This is a genomic window from Lactococcus sp. FSL W8-0209, from assembly GCF_038006585.1.
Taxonomy (GTDB): domain Bacteria; phylum Bacillota; class Bacilli; order Lactobacillales; family Streptococcaceae; genus Lactococcus; species Lactococcus lactis.
The window spans coordinates 896,113-915,920 of record NZ_JBBOVN010000001.1 but is presented as its reverse complement, the minus strand read 5'-3'; the positions used below and the strand labels follow the sequence as shown (position 1 = coordinate 915,920).

At 33.2% G+C, this 19,808-nt stretch carries 15 protein-coding genes, 1 pseudogene and 1 other annotated feature; of the genes and pseudogenes, 5 read left to right on the top strand and 11 right to left on the bottom strand.

Features of this window, described 5'->3' with window-relative positions; all coding sequences use genetic code 11:
• Nucleotides 1-7: 7 nt before the first annotated feature.
• The 3 genes from MKX45_RS04650 (at nucleotide 8) to brnQ (ending at nucleotide 2,147) form a co-directional block, all read left to right on the top strand.
• Nucleotides 8-280, top strand: a complete 273-nt coding sequence (locus tag MKX45_RS04650; RefSeq protein ID WP_015425977.1) for a (4Fe-4S)-binding protein — start codon at nucleotides 8-10, stop codon at nucleotides 278-280.
• Nucleotides 280-552 (top strand): GNAT family N-acetyltransferase, encoded by a 273-nt coding sequence (locus tag MKX45_RS04645; protein WP_021214922.1) that lies wholly within the window; start codon nucleotides 280-282, stop codon nucleotides 550-552. The genes MKX45_RS04650 and MKX45_RS04645 overlap by 1 nt, the downstream gene beginning before the upstream one ends.
• 236 nt (nucleotides 553-788) lie before the next feature.
• Complete coding sequence (gene brnQ / locus MKX45_RS04640; protein WP_340816851.1) at nucleotides 789-2,147, top strand: branched-chain amino acid transport system II carrier protein; 1,359 nt, start codon at nucleotides 789-791, stop codon at nucleotides 2,145-2,147.
• 89 nt (nucleotides 2,148-2,236) lie between these two features.
• On the opposite strand, the gene MKX45_RS04635 is transcribed toward brnQ, so the two are convergent.
• From MKX45_RS04635 to MKX45_RS04610, 6 genes and pseudogenes are all read right to left on the bottom strand, one after another.
• Entirely contained in the window at nucleotides 2,237-3,370 is a 1,134-nt protein-coding gene (locus MKX45_RS04635; protein ID WP_340817262.1) for a collagen binding domain-containing protein, read from the bottom strand.
• Nucleotides 3,371-3,390: 20 nt separating this feature from the next.
• Entirely contained in the window at nucleotides 3,391-3,690 is a 300-nt protein-coding gene (locus MKX45_RS04630; RefSeq protein ID WP_023188916.1) for a hypothetical protein, read from the bottom strand.
• Between the two features lie 78 nt (nucleotides 3,691-3,768).
• A pseudogene (locus tag MKX45_RS04625) lies at nucleotides 3,769-4,926 on the bottom strand (IS3 family transposase).
• A gap of 338 nt (nucleotides 4,927-5,264) precedes the next feature.
• Entirely contained in the window at nucleotides 5,265-6,485 is a 1,221-nt protein-coding gene (locus MKX45_RS04620; protein ID WP_340816850.1) for a glycosyltransferase family 2 protein, read from the bottom strand.
• A 4-nt stretch (nucleotides 6,486-6,489) separates the two neighbouring features.
• Nucleotides 6,490-7,521, bottom strand: coding sequence for an acyltransferase (locus MKX45_RS04615; RefSeq protein WP_251915861.1), 1,032 nt, complete (start codon nucleotides 7,519-7,521; stop codon nucleotides 6,490-6,492).
• Between the two features lie 485 nt (nucleotides 7,522-8,006).
• Nucleotides 8,007-10,763: a cation-translocating P-type ATPase gene (locus tag MKX45_RS04610; protein WP_340816849.1), complete on the bottom strand. Its 2,757-nt coding sequence runs from the start codon at nucleotides 10,761-10,763 to the stop codon at nucleotides 8,007-8,009.
• Between the two features lie 51 nt (nucleotides 10,764-10,814).
• Nucleotides 10,815-10,858: a sequence feature (sodium ion sensor (DUF1646 type); this cis-regulatory element may regulate processes involved in with the transportation of sodium ions), on the bottom strand.
• A 247-nt stretch (nucleotides 10,859-11,105) separates the two neighbouring features.
• Between MKX45_RS04610 and MKX45_RS04605 the strand changes: the two genes are divergently transcribed.
• Nucleotides 11,106-12,269 carry a DUF998 domain-containing protein gene (locus tag MKX45_RS04605; protein ID WP_023188922.1) on the top strand — a complete coding sequence of 388 codons (1,164 nt, stop codon included), beginning with the start codon at nucleotides 11,106-11,108 and terminating at the stop codon, nucleotides 12,267-12,269.
• 382 nt (nucleotides 12,270-12,651) lie between these two features.
• Here MKX45_RS04605 and spx read toward each other — a convergent pair whose 3' ends face one another.
• Together spx and MKX45_RS04595 are read right to left on the bottom strand one after the other, a co-directional pair.
• The gene (gene spx / locus MKX45_RS04600) at nucleotides 12,652-13,050 is read right to left on the bottom strand and encodes a transcriptional regulator Spx (RefSeq protein WP_003129597.1); all 399 of its coding nucleotides are present in this window, start codon (nucleotides 13,048-13,050) and stop codon (nucleotides 12,652-12,654) included.
• 159 nt (nucleotides 13,051-13,209) lie between these two features.
• On the bottom strand, nucleotides 13,210-13,740 hold the full coding sequence (locus MKX45_RS04595; RefSeq protein ID WP_003129594.1) for a hypothetical protein: 531 nt from the start codon (nucleotides 13,738-13,740) through the stop codon (nucleotides 13,210-13,212).
• Between the two features lie 195 nt (nucleotides 13,741-13,935).
• Here MKX45_RS04595 and MKX45_RS04590 point away from each other — a divergent pair, with 195 nt between their 5' ends.
• Nucleotides 13,936-14,535 (top strand): ATP-dependent Clp protease proteolytic subunit, encoded by a 600-nt coding sequence (locus tag MKX45_RS04590; protein ID WP_003129593.1) that lies wholly within the window; start codon nucleotides 13,936-13,938, stop codon nucleotides 14,533-14,535.
• A 65-nt stretch (nucleotides 14,536-14,600) separates the two neighbouring features.
• On the opposite strand, the gene icd is transcribed toward MKX45_RS04590, so the two are convergent.
• Genes icd through MKX45_RS04575 form a run of 3 tightly spaced genes read right to left on the bottom strand, consistent with a single transcriptional unit; the run spans nucleotide 14,601 to nucleotide 19,728 of the window.
• Nucleotides 14,601-15,839 (bottom strand): NADP-dependent isocitrate dehydrogenase, encoded by a 1,239-nt coding sequence (icd, locus tag MKX45_RS04585; protein WP_010905501.1) that lies wholly within the window; start codon nucleotides 15,837-15,839, stop codon nucleotides 14,601-14,603.
• 20 nt (nucleotides 15,840-15,859) lie between these two features.
• Nucleotides 15,860-18,406 (bottom strand): aconitate hydratase AcnA, encoded by a 2,547-nt coding sequence (acnA, locus tag MKX45_RS04580; RefSeq protein ID WP_340816848.1) that lies wholly within the window; start codon nucleotides 18,404-18,406, stop codon nucleotides 15,860-15,862.
• Complete coding sequence (locus MKX45_RS04575; RefSeq protein WP_017864221.1) at nucleotides 18,403-19,728, bottom strand: citrate/2-methylcitrate synthase; 1,326 nt, start codon at nucleotides 19,726-19,728, stop codon at nucleotides 18,403-18,405. Before MKX45_RS04575 ends, acnA begins: the two co-directional genes overlap by 4 nt.
• Nucleotides 19,729-19,808: the final 80 nt, after the last annotated feature.

Sequence of the window (19,808 nt, the reverse complement as noted above, 5' to 3'; positions counted from 1 at the left end):
GAAGAAAATGGATAATTCAAAATTATTTGGCGAAGCTGCGAATGAAGAACAACTATTGAAAAATGATTATCGTAAGTATCGTGGTGAAAACATGGATATTTATTACAATGTAGCAATTTGTGAGCATGCAGGTGAATGTGTTAGAGGAAATCCTTTAGTATTTGAAGTTGGCCGTAAGCCTTGGATTATCCCCGATAATGGCGATGTCGCTTCCAATCAATCAGTAATCAATAGATGCCCTTCCGGAGCACTAAAATATTTGGCGAAGGAGAAAAACTAATGAACATTATTGAAAGAGAAAATCTATTTGAACTTCTGTCAGATAAAGGAGAAGTCATTGGCGAAATGGCCTATATGCCTATGAATAATTCAATAATAATCACTCATACTGGCGTTTCACTTGACTATCGCGGTCAAGGCCTAGCCGAAAAATTAGTTCTTGCCGGAATCCAAAAAGCAAGACGCGAACAATTAAAATTAGGAGCCACTTGCCCCTATGCCGTCAAATATTTCAGAGAACACAAAGAAGAATTAACTGATGTTTTAAAATAAGCTAATCCTTAAATATAAAAGACCTTTTAGCGGGACCTTTTTTATGTATTCTAAATTAAGCAATAGAAAAAATTTTCTTCAAACTTTACTTTAACACTGAATTTACTTGGTAATTTAAAAGGCTTAATAAAATCAATCGTCATGTTTTCTATAAAATTGTGTTGTAAATTCACAATTTTTTTGCTATAATAATTCATTATTTTATCTATCAAACAAATCAATTATAAGGAGTATTTATGGAGGAAAAATTAGCTGGTAAAGATTACCTCTTTATAGGGTCAATGTTATTTGGACTTTTCTTTGGTGCTGGAAATTTAATTTTTCCAATACATATGGGTCAAGAGGCCGGTGCTGCTATTTCACAAGCAAATTTTGGTTTTTTAATTACAGCAGTCGGCTTTCCCTTTTTAGGAATTATCGCTCTGGGAATTTCTCAAAGTAACGGGGTTTTTGAGTTAGCTTCCCGAGTCAATCGTATTTATGCTTATATTTTTACAATTTTACTTTATCTCGTTATTGGCCCCTTTTTCGCTCTTCCTCGCTTAGCAACTACTTCTTTTGAAATTGGAATTTCACCTTTTTTAAGTCATGAACTCCAAGCTCCACTATTGGCTCTTTTTAGTATCCTTTTCTTTGGAACCGCCTGGTTTCTGTCTAGAAAGCCAACAAAACTCTTAGATTATATCGGAAAATTTTTAAATCCCCTCTTTTTGGTTTTGTTAGGTATTATTTTGGTCATTGCTTTCACTCATCCATTAGGAAAAGTTAGCCAAGCAGAAATTGGTAAAGCCTATCAAGCATCTCCTATTTTGACGGGTTTCACACAAGGTTACAATACTCTTGATGCCTTGGCCGCCTTAGCTTTTGGAATCATTATCATCACAACTATTCGCCAACGTGGCGTAAAAAATCCTAAAATTATTGCTAAAGAAACCATAAAAGCTGGCCTCATCAGTGTAGGACTAATGGCTATCATTTACACCTGCCTTTCTTACCTAGGTGCTATGAGTCTTGGGCAATTTGCTATTAGTGAAAATGGTGGAATTGCTCTCGCTCAAATTTCCAACCACTACTTAGGAAATTTCGGCATGATTATCTTAGCACTCATTGTCATCATCGCTTGCTTAAAAACAGCCGTTGGCTTAATGTCTGCCTTTTCTGAAACCTTTGTCGAATTATTTCCTAAAAAAGAATATCGTTTTTATCTCCTCATCGTAAGTATTCTTCCTTGCATCTTTGCAAATATTGGTTTGACAAAAATTATAGAACTTTCGGTTCCAGTCCTCATGTTTTTATATCCCTTAGCCATTATCCTTATTTTATTAGCTTTATTAAGCCCACTTTTTAAATATTCTAGACTCGTTTATCAGATAACAACTGCTTTTACACTTTTAGCGGCTATTATCGACGGACTCAATGCTCTTCCAGCCAGTCTTCACACAATTACTTTCATATCAGTAATAATTAATTTTGCTAAAGACTTTCTACCCTTTTTCTCCCTAGGAATGGGTTGGATTCTTCCAGCGGTTTTAGGCTTTATCATCGGATGTTTATGTCAAATTGCGATTACTATATATAAAAATAAAAAGTCTTAAACACTTTCATAAAAGTTGAGAGCCTACAATATATAAAAAGGAGTTTCAAATAATTGATAACTCCTTTTCTTTTACATCATCTCAGATAATTAAATTTTTGATTTTCTCCTAATATAAATCATTCCAAGACCCCCAGAAATCAATAGAAGTATTCCCAACACTTTGAAAAAATCCCTTGGGCTATCCCCCATTTTAGGCAACTCTTCAGAAGGTTCTGATTCCATTGAAGAAGACGAAACCGACATTACTTGTGAGGATGAACTAGGAGTAGTAATTGATTGGTCGGGTTTTTCAGGAGTTTCTTCTTTAACAGGGATGATTGTATTTATAAAATTATACCCCTCCTGTTGACTCGTGTAATTACTAACAGGCACCTCTTTTACATCATAATCGTAAAGTTTCCCACTTTCATCGTACTTATCCAAATCGGTAAACGAATATTTCCAATTTTCTTTAGCCGTCACATCTCGTGAATCAACTTTCTCTCCATTCCGATATAACTCAATACTAATAAAACTTGGTCTTAAACCACGTGCATTATTTTCATCAATCCAAGTTTTCTCTCCAGAAATAGAAAGTTTCATACTTGCATTTCCATTTCCACCATTGTTAGGAGTGTGAACTTCCACTACCTGTTTTTCAATATTTTCTCCCGTCAATTCTCCTCTATTTTCATACTGTTGAGAAAGCCCTCCATCCGTTGCCTTCGTTGAATAATCGACAATAATCGTATTTGAAATATCACCTAAATTCACGGTAAATCCGTTCACGCCATTTTCTAAAATACTAGCCTGAGGATAATAGCTATCAACATTATAATTCTCTCCATCACTGCTATAAGTCACATTAGCTACCGAAATCGAACCAGAAACTAAATTCTGATTCCCACCAATAATATCAGTATAAATAGCTTTCTGGATATTTTCTTTAGCATAATTGATCCGAACCTGCCAATGAATTAAGGTTGAATCATTCTCGTCAACCCATCCCCATTTATAAAGTACCTCATCTTTATCCGGTCCTGTTGCCGGACCAATGTTAACCTCTGTTGTTCCTCCATCTTTCCAATCAACTACTACCCTTGTATTTTCCTCTACTTTTTGTTCATCCCAATTAACCCAAACGGAAAATGAACCTTTAATGTCTGAAGTTGCATTTTCAACAAGTTTTGAAAAAGTAACAGTTACCACCCCCGTAAGATGATTAGCAACCGCCGTTCCGATAATATTTCCAGCTTCATCTTTTATTTCAAAAGTAATATCTTTTGATAAGTTAATAAATCAGGAACATTGACACTCATTGTATCCCCCTGAGAAACGCTTCCCACTGGAATATCAAAATCCCAATGAGCCTGAACATCATCATAAATACCAAAATCTGTTTTCGGATTTCCCAAATCATCAGTCAGTTCATGTCCCGTTATAAATTTATTTCCATAGTCAGCAGCAAATACATTTGAAGGTTTAAATAAATTAATTCCAACCAAGCACATCAATAAACTCAGAACCATTAATAATTTAAATGACTTATTCTTCGCCTTCATGAATATCTCCTTCTTATTTTCTCTTATTATTGTGTCCCTTCACTTAAGAGCCAATGTTTGTGGACTAATGTCAAATATTTAGACACAAAATGAGCTATATTTTCTTAAAATAATTTTCTTCTTTCTGATTTGGAGTTAAACCATTGTTGGCGGAATGAGGATTATAATTGTTATAAAATTGTTCGATGTATTCAAAGCAAGAGAGTTGAACTTCTTGAATGGAGTGATAAGTTCTGCGATTAATTTCTCGTTGTTTAAGATACTTGAAAAAGACCTCAGTCACGGCATTATCATAAGGATATCCAGGCTTGGAGTAAGAAGCAAGCAATTGATGCTCATCTAATAGCTTTCTAAAGGAAGCTGACTTAAATTGACTGCCTTGATCAGAATGAAAAATGATTGGTTCTTTAGGTTTTCTTTTCTTTATAGCTATCTCTAAGGTATCACAGGCGAGTTTGGCATCAATTCGATCACTTACTTTCCACGCAATACATTTCCTTGAGTAGAGGTCAAGAATAGCACAGAGATAAATATGTCGTTTAGGTCCTATAGAAATATAAGTGAAGTCAGTTGTCCACACTTGATTTGGGGAGTTCGGGTTAAATTCTTGTTTCAGTAGATTATCAGAAGAAAATTCGGGCGATTTGTTTGAATAAAAACGAGGTTTAATGGTTGACATTTTAGGGAGTGTCATAGACTTGAGAAGTCTTAAGATACGCCCTTCAGAAATATTGACGCCATAATCACGCAGGAGAATAATTTTAAAAGCTCTTGTTCCGATTCTTTTCTTGGCTTTCATATAGATTTCAAGAAGTAATTTTCTCAAGCGTTGATTTTCTACTTCACGCTTCGAAGGCCTCTTGTTTATGAAGTTATAGTAGGTGGAACGATTGACATGTAAAACACGACAGAGCATAACTGTCGTGTGTTCAAATCGGAGTCTATAGATGGCTTTCAATCTTACTTGGAGTTTTGCATGAATATGGCACTCGCTTTTTTTAAGATCAGATTTTCTTCCTCTAGTTGGGCATTCCTTTTTTGTAATTTTTGAATCTGTTTAGCAGTCAACACCGTATTATCTTCAAGACGCACTTGAGAGTACTGCTTAATCCATTTTGCAAGTGCAGAAGAAGATACCCCATAATCTTTACAGAGTTCAGTTTGTGTTTTACCAGTTTGATAGAGATTAACGAGCGATTGTTTGAAATCCTCGTCGTAACGTTTAAAACCTGACATAAAAGTCCTTTCATTTTTGTGTCTTAATAGACAGATTATAACACACAATTTTCTGTCCACTTTTATAGTATAGCTCCAAGCCTCCTTCGTTAAAATATAAAGACTAGGAATCGTTAATATTGAAAGAAGACAAAACAAATCATAAATTATATCTTCCCAATTTGTTATTGGAAACCCAATGATTACAAAAACAGAGATAATTCCATCACTATATATCCCCAGCAAAGAGATTAATAAAAGAACGAAAACAATTAATATAAACAGCCAACATAGTGAAACAGCCAAGAATTCCAAAAAATGTCGTTTTTTCATTTTTTTACGTATTACTAATTCCATTATTACACCCCTCTATCAGGACTTTCCCATTTTCCTTTATTTGTCCGATTAGTTAAAACAACAAGTTCAGCAGAAAGAGCACTAATCAAATTTAGAAACCAATAAGCAACAAGATAAGCTGGAAATATTAATTTATCAGTCAAGGATAAGCGGCTCTCCCCTTTATCATTATTAAGTCCTAAAAAGAATACAAAAAATGAAATAAGAACAAAAATCACGATAATTTGACCCGATACTTTGAATTCTTGATTTAACAGCATTTGGAGAAAATACTGATAAGATTCTATTAAGAAAAACCAACTCCAAATATGACTACAAATCATTTCAATCAAAAGAAACCGATGTTTAAATTCTCCTCTTTTAAAAACCCATGATAAATTTGTAATTAATACTTCTACTCCACCAACTGCCCATCTTCTCCGTTGCTTTAAAAGAGATTTTAAATTTTCAGGAACGAGAATATAGCTTAAGGCTTTAGGGACATATTTGACTTTCCATTGATTACGATGAAGTCGCCAAGTGACATCAATGTCTTCCGTCATCACTTCGGTATTAAAGCCCCCAATTTCTTTCAAAGCCTCTACACGATACATAACAATCACACCTGATACGGTCATTATTGCACCTAGAAAAAGACTTTGCGCTCTCTTAATCGCATCAATCACACTTAAATACTCTAAGGTTTGTAATTTCCCCAATAGAGTTGTTCTGTTTCTAACAATAGGTCGTCCAGTCACAGCCCCAATATCTGAACTAGAAGTTAATTCGGCCAATAAATAAGATAGAGCATCTTTAGAAAGATATGAATCCACATCAATAACAAGCATATACTTGCTGTTAACTTGTTGCAAAGCAACATTTAAAGCCGTGGCTTTTCCCTTATTTTCCTTTTGCTCAAGAATAGTTAATGTTTCCCAATCGTCGAAAGATTTTTTTACTTCATAAAGTTTCTCCAAAGTGCGGTCACTACTCTTATCATCAACAATAAAGATCTCTAGGAAAGGGTAATTTAGATTACGTAGTGATAATAAAACTTCCTCAATCGTTTCTTCTTCATTGTACGCAGAAATAACAATACTAATTTTTTCAAATTCTTTTGTTTCATCAATTGCTTTCTTATCTCTTTCTTTCCGCCGAGATAAAAAAGCACCACTTGCCCAAATGAAGGACAAGATAATCGGATAATAAACAACATAAACATCTACCATTGTTGAGATTATCATAGTTTTAATTTTCCTTTCTTTCTTTTTTTCTCTTAAAAGGGAAATTTAAAACTTTTCCCACAAAAATTCCTAGTAATGCCGCACTAGTAAAGGCTACTGGAATAATAATCGGTCCTGCTATCACTCGTTGACTTAAGTTTGGAATTTCATGCTTAAAAAATCCATAGACAAACTGATCCGTTAAATCAGATATAAGATAGATAGTCAAAGTAGCGGTAGATAGAGCCTTTAGCAACCTAACGCTCCATTTTGGAATGGGAGTTCTCCACAAGATTGCTATAACTAATACTGTCATTATGGCTGTTTGATAACCAAAATAATCATTGTGGTCTAGCCACTGAAATTCTTGATTCCAACTTGCAAAAGTGTCCGTCAAAGTAAAAATCGTAAGTGCACTTAAGAATGCTGTAACAAGTTTTCCTATTGAAATTTTCTTTATTTCATTTTGACAAGTATAAAGGTAAGCTCCAATAAAATAATAACTAACGGGATAACAAATTTGCCAATAGTCTGGAATAACTTTTCCAAAACTATTTAATAAAGAGGGTAAGAATGTTAGCAAACTTGCGATAAAGACAATATATAAATGATAATTTTTTATTTCTTTTTTATAATTCCAGATAATATTTAATAAAGGGATAAAAAGATAAAGTCCTAAATACATTTCAACATACCAAGAGTAAGAATCGGTTGAATAATCAAAAATTCCATTTATGGCTGTGGAGAAGTCGCTTCCTTTTCCGACAAGAGATTGAACTCCCCATACTAATAAAGATATGCCTATATATGAAATGATGACAGGAACTATGCCCAGAACATATTGAGCACTTAATTCTTTTCGATTCATTAAAAATCCAGTTGCCACTAAAAACAAGGGCACACAAGTAATTAAAATCGTTCTTATCCCAATCCAAAAAATTGCTAAAGTGGAATGAATTGTCATATCATAAAAGCCCGAATTTAATAAAAAGTGGACCGAAATGACAAAGAATATTGCACAACTTTTCATTAAATCTATTGATGAATTACGTTTCATTTTTTTATATTTATGGCAGAAAAATTTTGCTCCTATAAATCCTTTCTCTAATTTGGGTTATAAACCGCTCAATTCAAAATTTACAATTATTTTTTCTTTACATCACTAAGATGTCTCGAAATCATGTTATTCTCCTAACTTTAATTTAGTATGGATTTATAACTAACGAAAATCATTAATTTTTGATTGCAATCCACCAATTTATCACAGTATAACATAACAAAAAGAAATATTGTAATATAAAGCTTACAAAATTACTTAATATCATCATAATATTCATTTTTAATTATTATTAAACCCTATAAAGTAAAATATCAATCAATAAAAAAAGCGGTACAACCCTTATAAACTGGCACTTATGATGGTTTTAGGTATATTAGGTAATACTCTAAATTGCAAATTTAGAAATCAAAAACAAACATCAGTTTGTAATTAGTAATATACAAAAAAAGTACTTACTCAAGTAAGTACTTTTTTGCATTGATTTACCATATTTTTATTTTAAAAACTTCTTTTATTCCTGACAATATTAATGTAGGTAGAGCAGGAATAAAAATCACAAGTAGATATACAGGTAATGTTAACTGAGCAGTTCCCATCACACTATTGAAAAACGGAATGATTGTTACTAAAAATGAAGAAACTCCTGCAAATAACACTGCTCCAACAAGTCTAATATTCCCAAAAGGATTACGTCTAAACAATGTTCTTGAACTTCTTGCATCAAATACATGCCATAATTGTCCATAAACTAAAGTCAGAAAAGCAACTGTTTGTGCTTCACTAGCGTTCAATCCATTTTGAGCAGCCAGGAGAAATCCAAGATAAACCATCGCTCCCATAACTGTTCCCCTAATCAAAACCCTAGACCACGTGTGGTTAGCAAGAATAGATTCATTAGGGTTCCGTGGTTTTTCTTTCATCAAATCTGTTTCGGCAACATCATAACCCAAAGAAAAAGATGGAATCGCATCACTCACCATATTAACCCAAAGAACCATTAAAGCAGTCAATGTCGGAGTCATTGCTGCTACATTTCCAACACTACTTCTAAATAAAACTAAACCTAATACAAGAGCCAAAACTTCAGCAACATTTGTTGTCAGTTCGTGTCTCATAAAGTTTTTTATATTAGCATAGATAGTACGACCGCTATAAACTGATTTTTCTATCGTTGTAAATTTATCATCTAATAAAATGAGATCTGCAGAATCTTTAGTTACTTCTGTACCAGTAATTCCCATCGCCACTCCAATATCAGCAGCTCTTAAAGCTGGAGCATCATTTACTCCGTCTCCGGTCATAGCAACAACTTGTTGATGATTTTGGAGCTGTTTAACAATACGTTGCTTATGCTCTGGTGTCACTCTTGCATAAACATTAACATTTTTTACTTCTGCATAAAGCTCCTGATCTGACATTTCTTCAAGGTCAATTCCCTTTAAAACTGTTGCATTTTTTTCTTTTACAATCCCCAAATCATAGGCAATCGCACGAGCTGTTTTTTCATGATCCCCTGTAATCATGACCACATTAATATTTGCATCATGAAGTTGTCTGATAGATTCTTTCACTTCTTCTCGTGGAGGATCAATTATTCCTGCAACTCCCGTTAATATAAAATCTTTTTCTACGTCTTCCGTGGCTCCGTATAATGCCTCTTCTTCATCAACTTTTTTGTAGGCCACAGCCAAGGTTCTTAGTGCTTCATCCGCATAATCATCTACCACTTTAATAAAGTTATCTTTTGACTGCTCAGATTGGTCAACTATATCTCCAATCAAAATCCCCGAAGCTTTTTCCATTAAAACATCTGGTGCTCCTTTGGTATAAACGTAAAATCCTTCATCATTTTGAACAATGACACTCATCATTTTTCTACTGCTACTAAAAGGAAGAGTTCTTATAATTTTATTGTTTTTTAATAACTTATTCTTGCTATAGCCGGCTTTACTACCAAGAACGGTAAGAGCAACTTCTGTAGGATTACCAAAAGTTTTTACTTGCCCCTCAACTTCTTTGACACTTGAATCATTACACAAAACGATATTTTTCATAAATTGAGCAAAATTTACATTTTTTTCACCTTTTGATACCAAGTGAATTTCACCAATGGAACGATATCCCAGACCATCCACATTATACAGTTGACCATTAGCGTAAAATTTTGTAACGGTCATCTCATTTTGGGTCAATGTACCTGTTTTATCAGAACAGATGTAAGAAGTACTCCCTAAAGTTTCCACACTACTTAGTGTTTTAATCAAACCTTTATTTTTTGACATTTTGACTGCACCGATTGTCAATACTATTGAGAGAACAACTGGTAAAGCATCTGGAATAGAGGCAACTGCGAGAGCGATTGAGGTTGAAAATACTGAAGTAATTGAGTTAATTGAAAATTCTCCAGAACTTATTAATCCAAATACAAAAGTTAATAAAACAATCCCAGCGGATATTTTCATCAGTGTTTTAGTAAGTTTTTTTACGGTTTCTTGTAATGGAGATGATTTCATTCCCTCATCTTTCATCAACTGAGAAATTTTCCCAAGTTCTGTGTTTTCTCCCGTGGCTACAACTATTCCAATTCCCTGTCCATTTGAAACGATAGAGCCAGAAAATCCCATATTCGTTTGATCACCAATTTCGACGTTTTCATTAATGACCTCTATATTTTTTATTATAGCATCAGCTTCACCCGTTAAATGAGACTCAATTAATTGAAGTTCATCAAGCTCTAACCATCTTATATCGGCCTCCACAAAATCACCTACTGTAACTTTTACGATATCACCAACAACTAGCTCATTTGATGAAATTTTTTCTAAGGCTCCATTTCTTAGTACAGATGCAAAACGATTGTTCATTTCTTTTAGTGAATTTAAATTTTTACGAGCACTAATTTCTTGCCAAAAACCTAAAAATGCATTTATAATAATCAAAATAGCTATAGCAATCGCTTCATATAAGGATTCTAAACCATGTTTTTTATCTCCAACTATTTGGAATGAATAAAATGAACTAAAAAATGATAGAGCGACTGCCCCTAATAAAACAATGATTATTGGTTCTTTAAAACTTTTAAAAAATACTTTTAAATAGCTTTCTTCCTTTTCTTCTGGAAGTTTATTTTCACCATATCTTTCTCGATTATCAGTAACCTGAGTACTCGAAAGTCCTCTATCTATCTTAACATCATAATTATGTAATAATTCTTCTTTGGATTTTTGATAAAATTTCATATCATCCCTTTCTAGTAAAAAACGACAAAAAAGAACGCAAACCTCAAAACAATCTCCTCACCCTTGGAGATATGTCTTGAAGCTTGCGCCCAACCTAGTCGTTTATTTAATTAATTATATTTTAACATTATCCATATCGTAAGTCAATCCATTTTATATTGTTTTGACTACAACACAATATATACTTATATTAAAACTCAAATTATCCCTCCGTTCCCAAAACAAATAAGTTCCAGTAGCCCCTTTAGTAAGTTAAATGGTAAAATATTATTAGAATGTATGAATTTATAATATGTACTATATAAATGAATTTTCAATTATTTTAAAGCTAGAAAGAATATCATGACTAAAAATTACTTAGAAATCCCTGAAGAACTTTATAATAAATTAAGTGATTATGCAGAAAATGACCAACTATCAATCCGTTTAGAAAATCAACAGATATTATTAGAAAATCCGAAAATTAATCATACCAATAAACAAAATTTAGCTTTACACTATTTTATAGTACCTAGTTTAGCATCTGGAATAATTGCATTGCTTATCTTTTTAAGTACCAATCATCCACAAATCGCATTTACGGGGAGCCGCCACCTCTCTGTTGCAAGTTTGAGCATAATTCTATCAACCCTTTTTGGTTTTTTTGGTTTCATATGGACTTATCTTCGCAAAAGTTGTGACTTATCCAAATCTAAATTTAAAATTTTTAGAGAAACTTTAACGCTATCGGTAGCCTATACAAGTATTTCTTTTGCTGTTCAAATCATTTTTTGGTACATAATTGGCAAAACATTTAGCGGAGTAACTTTTGACCCCTTTACTGCAGGGTTTCTTGTCTTAGTATTTGTTGGAATCATCTTTTATTTTCTTATTTCAGCAGCTCTTTCCATCACTTTACCTAATCTTATTTTGCTCCTCTTTACCACTTTCATAGGGGGTATTCTTGTTTCAATGGCAACAAACAATCAAAAAGATTGGTGGCAACATAACTTCAGCTTCTTAGGAACTGGTGAAGCCACACAGCACTGGCAGTTCAATATCACCTTAATATTTTCTGCTCTTATTCTTCTTACCATAACTGATTTTCTCTTTGCTGAGTTTTCTAAGAGCAGCCTTTACAATTATAAATTTAAAATAATTCGTGTTTTTTATATTCTCATAGCACTTTTGATCGCTTTCGTCGGAATTTTTCCAGCCCAATCATGGACAATGCCTATACATAATAATTCTGCATTTGGTCTGGTTGCGGTTGTTCTTATTATGATTATCTTTCTTAAATGGTTAGTTCCCACCATTTCTAAAGAATTTTTAGCATTATCTTGGACTGCTTTGATAGCATTAACTTTATCTGCCGTTGCCTTTATGGGAATTCACTATCTCTCATTAACGGTCTTTGAAATTATTGCTTTTGCTATAGCTTTTACCTGGCTCGTTATGTTTATCAATTCACTCAGGGGAATTATTCAAGAAGGAAACGAATGGCAAGTAAAGCTCCTTCAAAAATAATTACCTCAAGCATCAGATAAGAAAAACAAAAAGGTTGAATTTTCAGAAAATTGTGTTATAATATCTTCACAAATACATTTTGGTTGGAGGTTCATCATGGAATTTAAAAGTTTACTGCTCCTTTCACTTGCTGCAGTTTCTGCAGTTGATCCATACTTACCCACAATTTTTATTTCAGCCACAACACTTGATGATATTGAATTTGAAGGATAACAATAACCATAAAAAATTTTTTAATTCATTTTCTTTTATTATCCAATAACAATTACTATGCACTCAACAAAAAACCATTGTTCCTTTCTGGCAGTGGTTTTTTTCAATAAAAAAAAAAGACGCAAATGCGTCTATAAAAATTCCAATAAATGAATATTTTAATTATGAATTAAATTGCTGAACGCAAACGAGCGCCACCATTTTCTAAAACACGAACTGTACGAGGTAAAAAAGCACGGATTTCTTCTTCATTATATCCAACATGAAGACGTTTTTCATCCATAATAATTGGACGACGCATGATTTGTGGATTTTCAGAAATAATTTTAATTGCTTGTGAAAGTGAAATATCTTCAAAATCAACACCCAAAGTCTTCACAAAGCGATTTCTACTTGAAATTAATCCTTCAACACCATCGTCACATTTTTGTAGAATTTGACTAATCTCTGTTGTTGATAAAGGATCCGCGATGAGATTTCTTTCGTTAAATGGGATGTGGTGATATGAAAGCCAAGTTTTAGCTTTTTTACAGCTCGTACAAGAGGGTGCTGTATAGATTGTGATCATCGTCTCTCCTTCGTGTATATTTATTTATCTAATAGTATTAAACATCAATGATTGTACAATTATACCATATTTATAGACTTAAAAAAAGACCTTTTCAAAATTTTTTCACAAATTTTTTCAATAAAAAAACCACTGAAATCAGTAGTTTTTTTCACTGCATTAGATATTATAATGTTGTTTTTTCAACATCGATGGATAAACATTTTTAGCCTTTTGTAACTCTCGTTTTTTTGCCTCAATATCATCAGTAATTTCGACAGAAAAATTCTCGAAAATTGTACGAGATTCTTTGAAAATGTATCCCCCATTTTTCAAGTCCTGCTCGTCATCAAATACAGCTAAATGGTGAGAGAGCTTTTTGAAAAATGTATTCAAAAAATAAGTTGGAATGTATAAATTATACATTGAAGTATAGTTTTTCAAAAAATTATAATCGTAAAAAGGAACTTTCACATCACTTTGAGGATTAATTAATTCTTTATCACTCCCAGTAATTGGGCGATTAAGAATTTCAATCACTTTTTGATTAAGTGTGTTACGAACTTCAATTTCACGAAGTAATTTTTCAATTGTTAATCGTTTCTTATAACGATTTTCATCATAAATTTTGTAAATGTAGATGCCTGCAACCATTAGCCACGCGCCAATAATCAGACCAAAAATCATTGCAATAATAAGTTCTGTATTCATGTCATAATTATAACAAATTTGAAAGCGTTAAGAAAGTTTAAACTCTTTTTTTATCAAGTTTAGGAAAAGTCATAAAAAAAGACAATATTCTTTGACCTTTTTTGACCAATGAGTTATAATATAGAAAAATAAACAAATGAATTCAATTTTATCTAAAATTAAATTCATATCTTATTTATAAAGGAGATTCAATCTATGGGTTATTTAGTACCTACCGTTATTGAACAATCAAGCCGTGGCGAACGTGCTTATGATATTTATTCACGACTTTTAAAAGACCGCATTATCATGCTGACAGGACCTGTTGAAGATGGAATGGCAAATTCTATCATTGCTCAACTTCTTTTCTTGGATGCACAAGATAACACTAAAGATATTTATCTCTACGTAAATACACCTGGTGGTTCTGTATCTGCTGGTCTTGCCATTGTTGATACAATGAATTTTATCAAATCAGATGTTCAAACTATCGTTATGGGAATGGCTGCCTCTATGGGAACAATCATTGCTTCAAGCGGAACAAAAGGCAAACGATTCATGTTGCCAAATGCTGAATATCTTATTCACCAACCAATGGGTGGTACAGGTCAAGGCACTCAACAAACTGATATGGCTATTGTTGCTGAGCAACTTTTGAAAACTCGTAAACGTTTGGAACAAATTCTTGCTGATAATTCCAACCGTTCACTTGAACAAATTCACAAAGATGCCGAACGTGACCATTGGATGGATGCCAAAGAAACTTTGGAATATGGTTTCATCGATGAAATTATGGAAAATAATTCCTTAAAATAATGATGTAAATCTTAAAGGCCCTGATTTCAGGGCTTTTTTATTTTTCTGATTATCAATCTATTTTTTTAATATGTTTTTATAAAATCAATCAAAACGTCGGAAAATTTTGAAGTTGAAAGTTTTCCACCTAAATCAGCTGTCAAATTTCCATTCCTGAATGAAAATGAAAGAGCAATTTTGATTAATTCAGCTACCTCTTGCCAGCCTAAATACTCAAACATCATCACTCCAGATAAAATTAGACTAGAAGGATTTGCTATATTTTTTCCAGCGATATCTGGAGCTGTTCCATGAGTTGCTTCAAAAATAGCATGACCGCTTTTATAATTAATATTCGCACCTGGTGCAATTCCAATTCCTCCAACCTGTGCGGCAAGTGCATCTGAAATATAATCACCATTTAAATTAAGAGTGGCAATTACTTCAAAATTTTCAGGATTTAAAATAATCTGTTGGAGGAAGTTGTCAGCAATTACATCATCTACATAAATTTTTCCTGATTTTAATGCTGCTTTTTTCTCATTTTCAGCTTGTAAACTTCCTCTTTCATTTTTGATTTCATCGTATTCTAGTTTTGTAAAAGTTGGATATTCCCTAGCAACCTCATAGGCCCAATTTCTAAATCCTCCTTCAGTAAATTTCATAATATTTCCCTTATGAACAAAGGTCACTCTTTTTTTGTTCATTTTCAGAGCGTACTCAAAAGCCGCATTAACCAGTCGTTTACTTCCTTCAGGACTAACAGGTTTTATTCCTAGTGCTGAAGTTTTTGGAAAGCGAATAGAATGGACATTCAATTCTTTTTCTAAAAATTTTAATAAGTTGTGAGACTCATTTGTTTCACTAGCAAATTCAATACCTGCATAAATATCTTCTGTATTTTCTCGAAAAATTGTCATGTCAACTTTTTCTGGCGCCTTAACTGGGGATTTTATCCCTTTAAAATATTCAACTGGTCTTACGCAAGCATATAAATCCATTTTTTGTCTTAAAGTAACATTAATTGAACGAAAGCTTTCACCGACCGGGGTCATTAGTGGTCCCTTTATCGCAATTAAATTTTCATTAATATGAGCGAGAGTTTCTTTGGGCAGATATTCTCCACAAGTCTCAAATGCTTCTCCTCCAGCCAATAATTTTTGCCATTCTATTTTCTTTTTTTGACCATAAATTTTTAGAACCGCAGCATCAAAAACTTTTTGCGCCTGAGGAAAAATATCTTCGCCAACACCATCTCCTCTAATATAACCAATTGCTGGATAATCTGGCACAACTAATTTTCCATTTTTCATCTCAATTTTCATAATAATTTTCACCTATTTTTTTATTTTTTCCGAATCACATAAGGCATTATACCGTCATTAGCATAGTAATCTAAATCCGCCTGAGAATCAAAGCGTAAAAGAACCTCAAAGTTTTTTTCGGCAGTACTTACAGTAATTTTTTCATGAATTTTGGGATTTTCTGGTAGCTCTATAGTAAAACTTTCATAACCACTTAATCCTAAAGTTTCGGCATTTTCATTATCTAGAAACTGTAGGGGAAGAACACCCATCATGACGAGATTACTTCGATGAATACGTTCAAAACTCTCAGCAATTACAGCCTTGACTCCAAGTAATTTTGTTCCCTTGGCCGCCCAGTCTCGACTGGAACCCATTCCATAATCCTTACCAGCAAGAACAATTAATCCTTGTCCTTGTTCTTTATATTTTTTAGCTACCTCATAAATAGGTAATGTTTCATTATTGAATAGAGAATAACCTCCCTCAAGAGGAGCAACAAGCTGATTTTTGATACGGATATTAGCAAATGTTCCCCTTGTCATTACTTTATCATTTCCGCGTCTTGAACCAAAACTATTAAAATCCTTATAAGCAAGTCCTCGAGAACTTAGATAATCCCCAGCTGGGGATTTTAAAGGAATATTCCCTGCTGGACTAATATGGTCAGTTGTGATAGAATCACCAAATTTTGCTAAAACATGTAAATTTGACAGTGAAGCTATCGGTTTATTTATCATAGTTAAGTTTTCAAAATATGGTGGATTAGAAATATAGGTAGATTCAGATTTCCAGTCATAAACTTCACTTTTCTTTGTTTTGATATTATTCCAGACTGTATTTTCATCAAAAACCTTAGCATAACTTTCAGCATATAAATCACTTGTTACGTATTTTTGCACTAAATCATTCACTTCATCAGAAGTTGGCAGAATATCTTTCAAATATACCTTTTCACCTTCTAGATTAGTCCCCAGAGCAACAGTTGTTAAATTTTTACGAACAGAACCCGCTAAAGCATACGCAACTACTAATGGAGGACTTGCTAGATAGTTCGCCTTCACTAATGGATGAATTCGACCTTCAAAATTTCGATTGCCACTCAAAACACTCGTTGCAATCAGTTCTTTATTTCTAATCTCTGTTTCCATTTCACTTAAAAGTGGCCCTGAGTTACCTATACAGGTTGTACAGCCATATCCTACTACATAAAATCCCAACGTTTCAAGATAAGGAAGGAGACCCGCTTTCTCTAAATAAGAGGTAACAACTTTTGAACCAGGAGCTAATGAAGTTTTAACCCAGCTAGGAACCGTAAGGCCTTGTTCTACTGCATTTTTTGCAAGTAATCCCGCCATCATCATAACATGTGGATTACTCGTATTGGTACAACTTGTAATAGCGGCAATTGCAATTTTTCCATCCTCTTCTTTCAGAGGTTTTTGTTTTTTAGCAAAGTCTTCAAAGTTATTTGCTAGCTCAGACAATTCAAGCATATCTTGGGGACGAGAGGGACCTGATAATCGTGTTGCTACTTCACTTAAATCAACATTAATCGTCTTATTATAGTATGGTTCACGTTTTTCGTCATAAAATAACTTATTTGCCTTTGCATAGGTTTCTACTCGCGCAACCACTTCTTCAGAACGATTTGTCGCCCGAAGATATTTCAAAGTTTCATTATCAATCGGAAAATATCCACAGGTGGCACCATACTCAGGAGCCATATTTGAAATTGTTGCTCTATCTGCTAAACTTAAATTTTTTAGTCCTTCTCCAAAAAATTCAACGAATTTTCCTACCACTTTTTCATCTCGTAAAATTTTTGTCATTGTCAAAGCTAAATCTGTTGCAGTAGCAAATGCTCCTAAATTACCTATTAATCTAACTCCTACTACTTCTGGAACAGGCAATGAGCTAGGCTCTCCTAGCATCACTGCTTCTGCTTCAATTCCTCCTACTCCCCAACCAAGAACACCAAGGGCATTAATCATTGTTGTATGACTATCTGTACCAAAAACACTATCTGGATATAAAACGCCATTTTTTTCGGTAATTACTTCACTTAAATATTCAATATTAACTTGATGAATAATACCTGTTGCTGGAGGGACTACTCTAAAATTATCAAAAGATTGCTCTGCCCATTTTAAAAATTCGTAACGTTCACGATTACGTTCAAATTCTTTTTTTGAATTTAACAGAAAAGCCTCTTCATTTCCTTGAAAATCTACTTGAACAGAATGATCAATTACTAAATCCACTGGAGTTTCTGGGTTAATTAGTTCAGGATTCTTTCCTAATTCAACCATTGCGTCTCTCATTGCCGCAAGGTCAACAATAGCTGGAACTCCTGTGAAATCTTGAAGAACAACACGGCTTGGTAAGAAAACTGTTTCTTGACCAACTTCCCCTTTTAAATAGTCTTTAACGGATTGAATATGAGCCTGATTAATATTCTCATCATTTTTCTGTCTAAGCAAACTTTCTAAAAGAACTCGTAAACTATATGGAAAGTCTTCAATTCTTTCAGTTTCTGAGATATCATAATAATGGTATATTTTATTAGAAATACTTATTTTTTTCATCTTTCCCCCAACTTTATATAATTTTTTGATTCTAAGACACTTTCATAGGCTGGACGGATAATCTTATTCATATTAATTAGTTCTTCTATACGATGTGCTAACCAACCTACAATTCTAGCAATCGCAAATAATGGAGTAAATAATTCTTGTGGAATTTCTAATATTCTATAGACAAAGCCAGAGTAGAAATCAACATTTGGACAAATCGTTTTATATATTTTCCGATTTTCCGATATTACTTTAGGAGCTAGCCTTGCAACTTTTTCATATAACTTGAATTCCTCTTCCAATCCTTTTTCTTTTACTAAAGTCTCGACATAGGATTTAAAAACCTCAAACCGTGGGTCGCTTACACTATAAATGGCATGACCAATACCATAAATTAATCCTTGCTTATCAAAAACTTCTTTATTTAAGATTTTATGGAGATACTTTTCTATTTCAGCATCATCTTCATAATTAGAAATATTTTCTTTTATATTTTCTAACATTTTTGCTGCCTTAATATTAGCCCCACCGTGTTTAGGCCCTTTTAAACTGGAAAGGGCAGCAGCAATTGTAGCATAAGTATCTGTTCCACTTGAGGTGACCACATGAGTCGTAAAAGTCGAATTGTTACCTCCACCATGTTCCATATGGAGAATCAAGGCAATATCTAATACTTTAGCCTCTACCTCTGTGTAATGGCAGTCTGGGCGAAGCATTCGTAAAATATTCTCAGCGGTCGTCATTTTTGGATCAGGATAATGAATATAAAGACTTTCTTTTTTAAAATAATGAACATAAGATTGGTAACTGTAAATCGCAAGAAGTGGAAAATCAGCAATAAGTCCCAAAGATTGTTCTAAAACATTTTCAATCGAGATATCTGAAACTTTCTCATCGTAACTAGCAAGAGCTAGTATACAACGGCTCATCGAATTCATCACGTCACTTGAAGGGTTGGTTAAAATAGTTTCACGGACAAAAAATTCTGGTAGAGTTCTCCTACTGGCTAAAAGGTTTTGAAATTCCTGAAGTTCATTTGCCGTGGGAAGTTCTCCAAATAACAATAGATAAGTCATCTCTTCAAAACCAAAACGATTTTCTTTTCTTAAATCATTAATAATATCTTTAATATTATAAGCTCTATACTCTAAAATACCGGGAATTTGGTTTCCTTCTTTATCAAAAGAATGTATCGCCGAAATATTGGTTAAACCCGCTAAAACTCCTTTCCCATTAATGTCTCTTAAACCTTTTTTAACATTGTACTTTTTGTAAAATTCACTAGGAATTTGTGAATTTTTAATCATTTTTTCTTCTTTACTTAATAAATTCATAAACGCCTCCATCTATTTCATTATTATACACTTTTTATTCCGAAAATTATATATTTTCTGAAAATTTAAATATTTTTTTG